The organism is Actinopolyspora mzabensis (genome assembly GCF_900101095.1).
Classification (GTDB): domain Bacteria; phylum Actinomycetota; class Actinomycetes; order Mycobacteriales; family Pseudonocardiaceae; genus Actinopolyspora; species Actinopolyspora mzabensis.
Genome location: NZ_FNFM01000011.1, coordinates 86,430 through 98,823 on the forward strand (window position 1 = coordinate 86,430; position 12,394 = coordinate 98,823).

Annotated in this window: 14 protein-coding genes; 3 read left to right on the plus strand and 11 right to left on the minus strand. The window is 67.5% G+C overall.

Features of this window, described 5'->3' with window-relative positions; translation table 11 throughout:
- Window positions 1-64: 64 nt before the first annotated feature.
- From BLR41_RS18410 to BLR41_RS18425, 4 genes are all read right to left on the minus strand, one after another.
- Entirely contained in the window at window positions 65-262 is a 198-nt protein-coding gene (locus BLR41_RS18410) for a hypothetical protein (RefSeq protein ID WP_092630596.1), read from the minus strand.
- A gap of 132 nt (window positions 263-394) precedes the next feature.
- Window positions 395-1,687 carry a deoxyguanosinetriphosphate triphosphohydrolase gene (locus tag BLR41_RS18415; protein WP_092630600.1) on the minus strand — a complete coding sequence of 431 codons (1,293 nt, stop codon included), beginning with the start codon at window positions 1,685-1,687 and terminating at the stop codon, window positions 395-397.
- Between the two features lie 105 nt (window positions 1,688-1,792).
- Window positions 1,793-2,404 (minus strand): ElyC/SanA/YdcF family protein, encoded by a 612-nt coding sequence (locus BLR41_RS18420; RefSeq protein WP_092630603.1) that lies wholly within the window; start codon window positions 2,402-2,404, stop codon window positions 1,793-1,795.
- A gap of 93 nt (window positions 2,405-2,497) precedes the next feature.
- Complete coding sequence (locus BLR41_RS18425; RefSeq protein WP_092630992.1) at window positions 2,498-3,883, minus strand: glycine--tRNA ligase; 1,386 nt, start codon at window positions 3,881-3,883, stop codon at window positions 2,498-2,500.
- A 354-nt stretch (window positions 3,884-4,237) separates the two neighbouring features.
- Here BLR41_RS18425 and BLR41_RS18430 point away from each other — a divergent pair, with 354 nt between their 5' ends.
- Window positions 4,238-4,615 (plus strand): ArsR/SmtB family transcription factor, encoded by a 378-nt coding sequence (locus tag BLR41_RS18430; RefSeq protein ID WP_092630606.1) that lies wholly within the window; start codon window positions 4,238-4,240, stop codon window positions 4,613-4,615.
- A 122-nt stretch (window positions 4,616-4,737) separates the two neighbouring features.
- The gene (locus tag BLR41_RS18435) at window positions 4,738-5,154 is read left to right on the plus strand and encodes a Fur family transcriptional regulator (protein ID WP_092630609.1); all 417 of its coding nucleotides are present in this window, start codon (window positions 4,738-4,740) and stop codon (window positions 5,152-5,154) included.
- A gap of 145 nt (window positions 5,155-5,299) precedes the next feature.
- Here BLR41_RS18435 and BLR41_RS18440 read toward each other — a convergent pair whose 3' ends face one another.
- From BLR41_RS18440 to BLR41_RS18460, 5 genes are all read right to left on the minus strand, one after another.
- Window positions 5,300-5,749 carry a YbjN domain-containing protein gene (locus BLR41_RS18440; RefSeq protein WP_092630612.1) on the minus strand — a complete coding sequence of 150 codons (450 nt, stop codon included), beginning with the start codon at window positions 5,747-5,749 and terminating at the stop codon, window positions 5,300-5,302.
- Window positions 5,749-6,594: an isoprenyl transferase gene (locus BLR41_RS18445; protein WP_092630615.1), complete on the minus strand. Its 846-nt coding sequence runs from the start codon at window positions 6,592-6,594 to the stop codon at window positions 5,749-5,751. The genes BLR41_RS18440 and BLR41_RS18445 overlap by 1 nt, the downstream gene beginning before the upstream one ends.
- A gap of 73 nt (window positions 6,595-6,667) precedes the next feature.
- Window positions 6,668-7,243, minus strand: coding sequence for a GNAT family N-acetyltransferase (locus tag BLR41_RS18450; RefSeq protein WP_245694479.1), 576 nt, complete (start codon window positions 7,241-7,243; stop codon window positions 6,668-6,670).
- 29 nt (window positions 7,244-7,272) lie between these two features.
- Window positions 7,273-8,172, minus strand: coding sequence for a DNA repair protein RecO (gene recO, locus BLR41_RS18455; RefSeq protein ID WP_092630618.1), 900 nt, complete (start codon window positions 8,170-8,172; stop codon window positions 7,273-7,275).
- A 27-nt stretch (window positions 8,173-8,199) separates the two neighbouring features.
- The gene (locus BLR41_RS18460) at window positions 8,200-8,613 is read right to left on the minus strand and encodes a DUF2752 domain-containing protein (protein WP_092630621.1); all 414 of its coding nucleotides are present in this window, start codon (window positions 8,611-8,613) and stop codon (window positions 8,200-8,202) included.
- Between the two features lie 165 nt (window positions 8,614-8,778).
- Here BLR41_RS18460 and BLR41_RS18465 point away from each other — a divergent pair, with 165 nt between their 5' ends.
- Entirely contained in the window at window positions 8,779-9,246 is a 468-nt protein-coding gene (locus tag BLR41_RS18465; RefSeq protein ID WP_092630624.1) for a DUF4190 domain-containing protein, read from the plus strand.
- Window positions 9,247-9,572: 326 nt separating this feature from the next.
- Here BLR41_RS18465 and era read toward each other — a convergent pair whose 3' ends face one another.
- Complete coding sequence (gene era, locus BLR41_RS18475; RefSeq protein ID WP_092630630.1) at window positions 9,573-10,481, minus strand: GTPase Era; 909 nt, start codon at window positions 10,479-10,481, stop codon at window positions 9,573-9,575.
- 116 nt (window positions 10,482-10,597) lie between these two features.
- Entirely contained in the window at window positions 10,598-12,373 is a 1,776-nt protein-coding gene (locus BLR41_RS18480; RefSeq protein ID WP_176798052.1) for a chloride channel protein, read from the minus strand.
- Between the last annotated feature and the right edge of the window lie 21 nt (window positions 12,374-12,394).

Sequence of the window (12,394 nt, forward strand, 5' to 3'; positions counted from 1 at the left end):
GCCGGGCGAGCTTTCGGAGAGATTCCGCCAAGTCGGCCCGTCGGGCAGCCGAGGCGGGAGGAAGTTACTGACCGAGTGTCTCCTCGATGTCGGCCAGCCCCATCAGGCGGAGCTCCTGGGCGATGTAGCCGGCCGCGCGCTCGGCGGCGGGATCCTGCCAGCGCAGATCCGTCACCCAGTCGGCGACATTGTCCGAGTTGATGTAGGGCTCGCCGTCGACGACGACCTTCTGGATGTGATGCCGGTTCACGTCGTTGGACATCGGGGCTCCTGGCGGCTTATCGGGGACTGCCGCAGATTTTCACACGAAAGTTGTAATCATGACCAGTGAAAATCACGCTGCGTATTAGCGTGCACCAACAGATGCGTTCTACGCTGCCTTGTCTGGCGTAAGTCACACCGAATAACCGGTTCCAGTAACCCAACGTGCATGCCAGGACACCGCCTGGGCGTCGGTGAACGAGGCCACCTGATCGAGCACGGCACGCAGTCGGCCGCAGTCGTCGGCAGCGTCCTGCCAGGCGACCCGCGCCGCCGGCGTCAACGAGGCGGGCGCGGCCCGCACCAGCACGGTCACCAGCTCGGTGAGGATCCGGCGCTGGGACTCCTGCAACCGCAACCGCTCCGGATCGCTCATGACGTAGCGCAACGCCATGGCCTTGAGCACCGCGACCTCGGCTGCCACCTCTTCCGGCACCACCAGATCGGCCGCGTAGCGCGTCAGCTGGCCGTCCCCGAACTCCGACCTGGTGGCTCGCACCGCCGCGGCGACGAACCGTCCCACGAGCTCACTGGTCAGCCGCTTGAGCGCCACCTGCGCGGTGACCGAACCGTCGTAGTCGATCACGGCCGCGAGCGCGGGGTTCGCCATCAGTTCGAAGGCCGCCGTCTCCAACGCCCCGGTCTCCGGCGATCGTGGCTGACGGAAGTACTTGCCCGCGATACGCAGAATCTCGCCACGCTCCTCGGTATCCAGCAGGGCACGCGGCGCGATCCGACCGGTGTGCACCCCGTCCTCCAAGTCGTGCACCGAGTAGGCGACGTCGTCGGCCCAGTCCATGATCTGGGCCTCCAGGCAACGCGTCCGGGACGGCGCTCCCCGGCGCAGCCACCGGAACACGGTAGAGTCCGACTCGTAGACCCCGAACTTGCCGTACCCGTCGTGCGGCAGCGGCCAAGGGTACTTCGTGGTGGCGTCCAGGCAGGCACGAGTGAGGTTGAGACCGCACTCGGTGCCGTCCGGAGCCACCAGTTTGGGTTCGAGTCTGGTCAGGATCCGCAACGTCTGCGCGTTGCCCTCGAAGCCCCCGCAGTCCGCGGCCAGCTCCGCGAGCGCGTGTTCCCCGTTGTGGCCGAACGGCGGATGACCGATGTCGTGGGCCAGCCCGGCGGTGTCCACCACGTCGGGATCGGTTCCCAGCTCCACCGCGATGGCGCGACCGATCTGTGCGACCTCCAGGGAGTGGGTGAGTCTCGTCCTGGGGACATCACCCTCACCGGGACCCATCACCTGGGTCTTGCCCGCGAGCCGCCGCAACGCGGCGGAGTGCAGCACGCGCGCGCGATCGCGCGCGAAGGGCGCACGCGGCAGCGGTTCCCCACCGGCCGACTCGGAGACCTTGGGAAACTCCTCGACCAACCGCTGCAGATCGTGCTCGGTGTAACCCGGCGGACGGAGCGCGGACATCGACCACAGCGTACGGAACGGGCCCGACAACGCGCCGCGAACGAGCCGGCGGGAGGTTCCGCGGGGCGGGACCCGCCGCGAGAACGGGTCGACGAACTCCTGCCGCTAGCCGAGTCCGTAGCCGGTGACATCCGCCGAGGCGTGCATGACGCGGTAGAACAGCATCGCGGCCGCCTCGCGCAGGATGTAGGCGGTCCGTACGTCCTCGGTCGGCCCGCTCCTGGTCGGCGAGACCATGGCCCGCAACCCCTGGTCCTCGGCCATGGTCCGGCACCGCCAGGAGTGCCAGGGATCACTGACGATCAGTGCCGAGTCCCAGTCGCGGCGCTCGGCGATCTCGGAGACGGCACGGATGCTGCGCAGCGTGTCACTACCGACCTCGGCCTCCACCACGTCGCTCGGCGGCACCCCCTGCTCGATCAACCACATGCTGCTCGCCTGGGCCTCCGTGTAGTTGTCACCGGCCTGGTTCCCGCCGACAGTGACGATGTGCTCGGAGAGCCCACCCCGGTAGAGCTCCAGCGCGTGCTCCAGCCTGCTGCGCAACACCGGGGAGGGATCACCGTTGTACTGCGCGGCCCCGAGAACCACGATCATGTCGGCGCTGTGCCGCTGGTCGACGAGCGCGACCTGCCAGACCCGGAAGGCGGTACCACCGAGCACCAGCGAGGCGACCAGCAGCGCGCCGAGGACTACTCTGCTGATCCAGACGGTCATGCGTCCACGGCGCCTTGCCTGTCCGGTCTCGAGGTGATGGGTCACGTCACGCATCGTTGCAGATCCGCGACCGACCACGCGTGAGCCCCGGGATCAGCAGCCGACCAGGCGGGCCGCCAGATACGCCTCCAGCTTGTCGATGGCCACCCGTTCCTGCTCCATCGTGTCGCGTTCGCGCACCGTCACCGCGTGGTCGGACAACGAGTCGAAGTCGACCGTGACGCAGAACGGAGTACCGATCTCGTCGTGCCTGCGATAGCGCCTCCCGATGGCACCCGCGTCATCGAAGTCGATGTTCCAGTTGCGGCGCAGCGTGGTCGCGACGTCCCTCGCCTTGGGGGAGAGATCGGCGTTCCGCGACAGCGGCAGCACCGCCACCTTGATCGGCGCCAGCCTGCGGTCGAGTTTGAGCACGACGCGCTTGTCCACCCCGCCCTTGGCGTTGGGGGCCTCGTCCTCGCGGTAGGCGTCGACCAGGAAGGCCATCATCGGCCGGCCTAGCCCGGCCGCGGGTTCGATCACGTAGGGACGGTAACGGGAGTTGCTGGTCTGGTCGAAGTACGACAGGTCCACGCCGGAATGGTTGGAGTGGGTGGTCAGGTCGAAGTCCGTCCGGTTCGCGACGCCCTCCAGCTCACCCCACTCGCTGCCGCTGAAGCCGAAGCGGTACTCGATGTCGACGGTCCGCTTGGAGTAGTGCGAGAGCTTTTCCTTGGGGTGCTCGTAATGCCGGATGTTGTTCGGATCGATACCGAGGTCAGTGTACCACTCGGTGCGGTTGGAGATCCAGTACTCGTGCCAGGACTCGTCCTCACCCGGCTCGACGAAGAACTCCATCTCCATCTGCTCGAACTCGCGGGTGCGGAAGATGAAGTTGCCGGGGGTCACCTCGTTGCGGAACGACTTGCCGACCTGGCCGATCCCGAACGGCGGTTTCTTGCGCGCCGTGGTCATCACGTTCAAGAAGTTGACAAAGATGCCCTGAGCCGTCTCCGGACGCAGGTAGTGCAGCCCCTCCTCCGAGTCGACCGGCCCCAGGAAGGTCTTGAGCAGCCCGTTGAACATCTTCGGCTCGGTGAACTGGCCGCGGTTCCCGCAGTTCGGGCAGGGAACCTCGGAGAGGTCGCTGTCGTCGACGTCCTTGCCGGTGCGCTCGGCGTACTCCTCGGCGAGCTGGTCCGAGCGGTGCCGGTGGTGGCAAGCGGTGCACTCGACCAACGGATCCACGAACTCCTGCACGTGTCCGGACGCTTCCCAGACCTCACGCGGCAGGATGACCGACGAGTCCAGGCCGACGACGTCGTCCCGCCCCTGCACCATGCTGCGCCACCACTGGCGCTTGATGTTGTCCTTGAGCTCCACCCCGAGCGGCCCGTAATCCCATGCCGACCGGGTACCGCCGTAAATTTCGCCGCTCGGGTAGACGAAGCCACGACGCTTGCACAGATTCACGATCGTTTCGATCTGGTCGGTGGGCACGCTCACTCCACGCTTGTCGCTGGTTGCTCGGGCTCCGGCCGAGGAAGTCGGTTCGGTACTCGACGAATCGGCCGGGCTGGTCCGCGGATTCCCGACGGTGAGTTTCCCAGCGTACCGAGGCAGCATCGAGGGCGGCGCGGCCCCACCCCGCAGTACCGACACCCGCGAGCTCGGCTGCGCCCGCCGAAGTGGACGACGCCCGTAGGATGGACGGTGTTCCACGACCAACTCGCGACGAGGCGATGAAAGGATCCCTTCGGCCACGACACTGCGCCGCGTGTGCCTCGGAGGACTCGTACCGCCGTGACCGGCGGACGGTCGATCATCACGTGGTAGTGCCGCTGATCACCTCTCATGAGCAACGACGAAGAGCACTCCGGCGAACGAGCCGAGCCGGCCACGGTACCCACCGGTGATCCGGAAACCCTTGCCGAGGCGGGTGAGTTGCTGCGGGCGTTGGCCGCCCCGGTGCGGATCGCCATCGTGCTGCAACTGCGCGCGGGAGAACGCTGTGTGCACGAACTCGTCGACGCGCTCGGCGTGGCCCAGCCGCTCATCAGCCAACATCTTCGGGTGCTGAAAACGGCTGGTGTGGTGCGCGGCCGCCGCAACGGGCGCGAAGTGGTCTACCGGTTGGTCGACGAGCATCTGGCACACATAGTCGTGGACGCCGTAGCCCACGCGGAAGAGGACTCGGAGGACGAGAACGCCTCCACGGTGAACGCGCCTTAATCGGTGACACGATCCGCCCGAGGGCTCGCCGACCGCTCCGGTGCGGACCGACGGGCCGGACACGCGAGTCGCGAGAACTTAGTTACAGTCCCGTACACATCCGAGCAGAAGACGGAGAAAGCGTGACCCCCAGCGAGCGTCCCTCGGCCGCGATCCCGGGTCTGCGGTCCACCAAGCAACGGGCCGCGGTGTCGCGTCTGCTCAGCGAGATCGACGATTTCCGCTCCGCGCAGGAACTGCACGAACAGTTGCGAAACCGTGGTGAGGGAATCGGGCTGACAACCGTCTACCGCACACTGCAGTCGCTGGCCGACGCGGGTGAGATCGACGTGCTTCGCAGTGACTCCGGGGAGGCCGTCTACCGGAAGTGCTCCGCCGACCACCACCATCATCTGGTCTGCCGGTACTGCGGCAGAACCGTCGAGGTGGCGGATCCCCCGGTGGAGGACTGGGCGGAACGGATCGCCACCGAACACGGCTTCTCCGAGGTGGACCACACCGTCGAGATAATCGGCACTTGCTCCGAGTGCGGACTCTGACCTCCACCGAGTCGAGCCCCCGCGGCGGGAGCACCCGGGGACCGAAATCGCGAGCGAACCCTCTCGGCCCCGGGGAACGCACCGACCGGGAACTCGTGCTGCCGCGGCACCGGCACGAGACCCGGCCAGCGGCACGAGGATCCGATCAGCCGGGATCGCCGAACCCGGTCACCGCCTCGGAGCCGAACGTCTCGGCCAGTTCCCCCCGCAGCTGCGACCCACCGGAAACCACGAGCATCAGCAACGTGGCCAGCGGCTCCTCGGTCATCCCGTCGGCGGGGAACGCGTAGCGCAGCGTGAGATCCATTCCCCCCTCGTTGCGCACCACACCGAGCGTGCCGAACATGCCCTGACCGGCACGTTCGGCCACCCATCGGGCTATCGCGTCATCCCGGGGCAGGTCCCAGGCGACCACGCAGGTCAGGCTCAGCACGGTCAGTCCCTCGGCGAGGCGCATCGCCTGCAACGCGCACGGCGTACCGGAGTGCAGGAAGGTCAGCGCCCCGTCGTCGTCGACCCGTACCTCGTAGTAGTTCTCCAGCGCACGTTTGGCCACGGTCAGCAGATCGGCCGTCCCGGCGGCTTCACTCGACATCAATGCTGCTCCCCATCGTGCTCGGCCGGGCTCGAGTCCTGCTCGGTTCGGTCCACCGCACCCCCGAATCGACGATCACGGCGCGCGTAGGCGGCGCAGGCGTCCCAGAAGTGCGTGCGGTCCACGTCCGGGAACAGCGTGTCCTGAAAGACCATCTCGGCGTAGGCGGACTGCCAGAGCATGAAGTTGGAGGTACGGCGTTCCCCGGAGGGACGGATGAACAGATCCACGTCCGGCATCTGGGGTTGGTACAGGTGGCGTGCCACCGTACGCTGGTCCACCTTGTCCGGATTGATCTTGCCCGCCGCGGCGAGTCGGGCGATCTCCCGCGCCGAGTCGCCGATCTCCGCGCGACCGCCGTAGTTGACGCACATCGTCAGGTTCATGACCTGGTTCTCGGCGGTACGCCGCTCCGCGGCCCGCAGCTCGTCGACCACACTGCGCCACAGCTTGGGCCGCCGGCCCGCCCAACGCACCCGCACACCGAGTTCGTCCAGCTCGTCCACCCTGCGGTGGATCACGTCCCGGTTGAAGCCCATCAGGAACTTGACCTCGTCGGGACTGCGTTTCCAGTTCTCGGTGGAGAAGGCGTACAGCGACAGCCACTGCACCCCCAGCTGGATCGCCCCGCGCGTCAGCTCCAGGACCACAGCCTCACCGCGTTTGTGCCCCTCGATGCGCGGCAGACCGCGCTCGTTCGCCCACCTGCCGTTGCCGTCCATGACCACGGCCACGTGGTTGGGCACCAGCTCGGGGGGAAGAGAGGGGGGTTGTGCTCCGGAGGGATGCGGGTCGGGCGCCCGTACGTTCGGCGCTTCCCTGTCCCGCCCGCGGCGTCGCAGCATCGGTGGGTCCCCTTCGTGGTCGCTGGGCCGAGTCCTTCCCGAACCGTCGCCTATTCTCGCGAACGCGACTGCGCTACCCGCCCAGTGGTCGGCCGAACCGGATGGCGGGCCCGTCGTCCAACGGCAGGCGTGTCATCCCCATCGCACGGTAGAACGCGTGAGCGGCGGCGTTGGTGGCCCGCACACCGAGCTGCACCCCCGGGGAACCGGCCTGTTCCAGCGCGGTGAACAGTGTACGCAGCAACGCCGCGCCCAGTCCGTTACGACGGGCTCCGGAAAGCACGTTGATGTGCAGATGCGAAGGATAGTTCCCGGAATCCGGCAGCAACATCCGCAGCGGCCGGTGCAGCAGCAGCCGCAAGTGCTCGTCGGCGTCGTCGGAGCGTTCCTCGGTGCCGGTGAGCGGATGACTGGCCGTGAACGCCGGGGTCCACTCCCGCTGCCAACGGTGGTAGAACTCGGTCGAGTCCAACGCCGCGACCACGTAACCGAGCGGTTGTCCCGAGATCTCGGCCAGAAAGCACAGTCGTGGTTGCAGGGCGAGGTAGGGCCCCGCGAAAACGTGGGCCATCAGCTCCGGATCCCGCAGGATGTGACGCGAGTGCTCCCCCGCGTCCCCCGTGGCCACACAGATCCGACGTACCGCCACGGCGTCCTCGGGCCGGCAGGGGCGGATTATCACGAGTTCCCCGACGCATTGGCGGAATCGGGTTGGGCCGCGCCGGACCGGTCCGCGCCGGACGGGGTGGCGTGCTCGACCGGCTCCTCGACACCGCTCGCGCGTTGCCGGATGAGCTCCGGCACGGGGTTCGACGACTCGTACTCGCGCCCCTCGGGCTCAGCCGCGGCGTGCCGCTCGACCAGGGGCAACGAGCGCAGCCGGTGCTCCAGGTGCCACTGCAGGTGCGCGGCTACCAACCCGCTGGCCTCGCCGCGTACGGCCTCACCGGAGTCCTCCGCCACTGCCCATTCGCCGTTGAGCAGTGCATTCAGCAGTCGGATCGTCGTGGCCGCCGGGCGCACCGTGCCCGTGGGCCTGCACTCGGCGCAGATCGTGCCTCCCGCGGCCACGCTGAAAGCCGGGTGTGGCCCGGCCAGACCGCAACGGGCGCATTCGTCCAGCGCCGGGGCCCACCCCGCGAACGCCATGGCCCGCAGCACGAAGGAGTCCAACACCAGGGAGGGATCCCGGTCTCTGCCGCTGAAGGCACGCAACGCCCCGACGGTGAGCAGGTACACGCGCAACACCGGTTCGCGTTCCTCCGCGACGATGCGGTCGACGGTCTCCAACGCGGCGCAGGCCGTGGTGTAGCGGCGGTAGTCGCCGACTATTCCCATCCCGAAAGCGTCCAGGGTCTGAACCTGGGTGATCACGTCGAGCGTTCTTCCGGTGTGCAGCTGGACATCAACGTGCGCGAACGGTTCCAACCTGGCGCCGAACCGGGAACCGGTGCGACGCACTCCTTTGGCCACGGCGCGCACCTTGCCGTACCGCCGGGTCAGCAGTGTGACGATCCGGTCGGCCTCGCCGAGCTTGCCCACACGCAGCACGACACCGACATCCCGATACAGGCTCACGTTCGCAGTATCCCATCGCGGGGGCACTCAGGTGGACAGCGTCGTCAGGGGCGGAACGGGAATGTTTCGGAGGATCGTCCACAGCAGCAGCCCCACCCCCAGCAGGTAGGCGCACGCCACCCCGCCGCGGCCGGCGGGCCAGATCCGCCGTGTGCTGCCCAGCTCGAAACGTACCCCCGCCACGAACAGGGACAGCGCCACCGGGGACAACACCAGCAGCGCGAAAGCGTTGAAATCCAGGGCAAGCAACGGATCACCCGCCAGCAACGCCCGGAGCATACGAGTACCCCCGCACATGGGGCCGTCCAGTCCCAACGTCTTGAACGGGCACGGCGGCCCGACGGGTGAGATCAGCAACACCGCGGCGACGACGCCGAGACCGAGGACCACCGAAAGCGTGCGGAACGGCCCGAACCGACGGGACGCGAATCGTGTCCCCAAGAATCACCTCCGGGGAGCCCCTGGCCGGGCATGCTTGTCCGACGTCGATGTCCACCGCGGGCACCGACCGGGACGATCGTACCCACGGTCCGGACGGTTCGGGACGGCGCGCCACTTTGGTCATCCGGCGTGGTTGGATCTGGACAACGACATCGAAGGAGCAGCATGAGCAATCCGTACGATCCGAATCCGCACAATCCGCCCTCCGACAGCGGGGGCTTTCCCCAGCCCTACCAGGGCTCGTACGGCGGGAGCGGTTATCCCGGTTACCAACCGGGCCAACAGTACCCCCAGTACCAGCAATATCCGCAGTACCAGCAGTACCCGCCCGGCGCACCGGGCTATCCCGGAGCACGGCCGGGCACCAACGGCATGGCGATCGCCTCGATGGTGCTCTCCCTCGCCGCCATCCCGCTCGGCTGCGCATGGGGCTTCGGGATCATACCTGCGATCCTGGGTGTGGTGTTCGGTCACCTGGCCAAGCGGCAGCTCCGGAGCCACGGAGGCGAGGGTGACGGTATGGCCACGGCCGGCCTGGTGGTCGGCTACTGCCTCATCGGGCTGATTCTCGTGCTGATCGTGCTGCTGATCGCGGTCGGCCTCAGCATGCCGATGATGACGACCAATGCGTAAGGCGGAGCCACCCACCCTTGTGAGAGGCCTCGCCAACAGCTCGAGGCGACGGGCGCGGGACCGCTACTCGGCTGGATCATCACGGCCCGCTCGCGCTACCCGGTGGTAACGACGATCACGAACCGGCCGCCGCGACGGTTCCGGACCTCGGCCCCGAAGGGCGAGGGGCTCCGGTACACGAACCGGACACACCGCGAGGTCGCGGGCACGCGGCGGCCGTTGCTGGAGTGCCCCGCTGCTCTGCCGGGCATCGGACTCGCACACCGTAACGTCCCGGAACGTCCGAAGGCGCGCTCGCGCGAGCCGAGCGAACTCTCCCCTCGGCTCTAGAATCCCAGCTTGCGAAGTTGCTTGGGATCACGTTGCCATTCCTTGGCGACCTTCACCTGCAGATCCAGGAAAATCTTGCTGCCCAACAACGCCTGGATGTGCCGCCTGGCGGTCTCGCCGACCTCCTTGAGACGTTCCCCGCTCCTACCGATCACGATGGCCTTCTGGCTGGAACGCTCCACATACAGCGAGGCGTAGATGTCCACCAGGTTGTCGTAGTTCTCCCTGGGCGCCATCTCGTCGATGGCCACCGCCAGGGAGTGCGGCAGTTCGTCACGCACCCCTTCCAGAGCCGACTCGCGGATGAGTTCGGAGATCAGCGATTCCTCGGGCTCGTCGGTGATCTCGCCGTCCGGATACAGCTGCGGCCCCTCCGGAACCTGCTGAACCAGCAGATCGGAGAGCACGTCCATCTGGAACCGGTCCACCGCCGAGACCGGAACGATCTCGGCGAAGTCCATGAGTTCCTGCATGGCGACCAGTTGTTGGGCCACGCGTGCTCTGTTCACCACATCGGTCTTGGTGACGATACCGATCACCGGGGTACGTCGCGCGACCTTGGCGAGCTCCGCCGCGATGTGGCGATCGCCGGGCCCGATCTTCTGGTCGGCGGGCACGCAGAAGCCGATGACGTCGACCTCGGACCACGTTTCGTGCACCAGGTCGTTGAGCCGCTCGCCCAGCAGGGTGCGGGGACGGTGCAGTCCCGGCGTGTCCACGATGACCAACTGCGCGTCGGGCCGGTGCACGATCCCTCGAATCGCGTGCCGCGTGGTCTGCGGCTTGCTGGAGGTGATGGCCACCTTCGTGCCGACGAGTGCGTTGGTCAACGTCGACTTGCCGGCGTTGGGGCGGCCCACGAAGCAGGCGAATCCGGATCGATGTGTTTCGCTTGAGCTGGTCACGGCTCTATTCTGACGTGCCTGCCATCCCAGCGACGTGCGGGGAGCCCGGTCCACGCACCGCTGCCCGCGGCGCGACGGGACGAGGGCCCCCGGCCACACCTTCGTGCAAACCGTTCTCAACCGCTGTTGGCGGTGGTGCCCATGCAGCTCAACAGCGTTCGGTGACTGATCCAGCCGACCGGTTGGGTGCCCTGCTCCTCCAGCACGGGGGCTGCGGTCACCTCGACGGACACCAGCGAGTCGAGTGCGTCGACGAGTTTGGTGCCGGAGGCGATCGCCGGGGGTATCTCCAACAGGTCACCGACCTCACCGTTGTCCACGGTGCCGTCCCCGAGCACTTCGGCCACCGCCCCAGCCGTGACGCACCCCCGGTAGCACCCTTCGTCGTCCAGCACGGGCAGCACGGAGTCGGTGCTCTGGGCCAGCCGTTGCGCGGCTTCGGAGAGCTTCGTGCGCGTGGTCAACGTTTCCGGCAACGGATCCATCACGTCGGCGACCGTACGGTCCGGCAACCGACCACGCCGTTGCCTGGCGTCGAGGTCGATGCCGCGTCTGCTCAGCTTGGTGGTGTAGATCGTGTCCCGACTGAGTGTCCTGCTGATCAACGTCGCGACCACGACGGCGAGCATCAGCGGCAGGATGATCGAGTACTGCCCGGTCAGCTCGAACAGGATGATCACAGCCGTCATGGGTGCCCGTGCCGAACCGGCGAAGGCCGCCCCCATGCCGATGAGCCCGTAGGCTCCCGGCGATCCGGCGATCTCCGGAACCAACCCGTGAGCGAGGAGACCGAACGCGGTGCCCCCCATGCCGCCGATGAACAGGGCGGGGGCGAACACACCCCCGGATCCGCCGATGCCGATGGTGAGGCTGGTGGCGACCATCTTGCCCAACAGCAGCACCACCAGGAACCAGATGGCGTAGTTGCCGTTGATGGCGTTGCCCAGCACCGGATAGCCGACGCCGTACATCTGCGGCAGCACCAGCAACAGCAGGCCGAGGAACAACCCGCCGACGCCGGGACGCAGCCACTCCGGGCCGCGCCATATTCGGTCGCAGAAGTCCTCCACGCGGTAGAGCACCTTGGAGAACAGCACGCCGGAGGCACCGACCAGCACGCCGAGCAGCGCGAACAGCAGGAACTCGGTCGGGTTCTGCAGGTGGAAGGCGGGCAGCGAGAGGAACGCCTCGTTGCCCATCACGGCACGCCCGATCACGCTGGCGGTGACGCTGGACAGCACCACGGCGCCGAAGGACTCCACCGTGAAGTCGCGGAGGATGAGTTCCATCGCGAAGAACGGTCCCGCCATGGGAGCGTTGAACGTGGCGGCGATGCCGCCGGCCGCGCCGCAGGCGACCAGCACTCGCATTCTCCGCTCGGTGAGCCGCATGCCGCGTCCCATGGTGGAGCCGAGGGCGGAGCCGATCTGCACGATCGGACCTTCCCTGCCGACGGACCCGCCACCGCCGATGCACAGCGCCGAGGCCAGAGCCTTGACCAGGCTGACCTGGGGTTTTATCCGGCCACCGCGTTCCGATACGGCGTACATGACCTCGGGGACACCGTGCCCCTTGGCCTCGGGAGCGAACCAGTAGACCAGTGGGCCGTAGATGAGTCCCGCGACGGCGGGGACCAGCACCAGAAACCAGATTCCGAGTCCGGGCAGCCAGGGATGTGGCGCACCGGGCACGGCGGTGTATTCGGGACGTCCGGAGAACAGCTCGGTCGCGGACGTGATCAGCCACCGAAAGGCTATGGCGCCGAGCCCCGAACCGAGGCCGACCAGCAGTGCGAGGGCCATCAGGCCGCTGCCACGTTCGCGGAGCCAGATTCCGATCCGCCCACGTACCGCTACGGGCAGGGCTATCGATCGTTTTGCGGCTTCCGCCATCATCATTGCATAATGCAACTC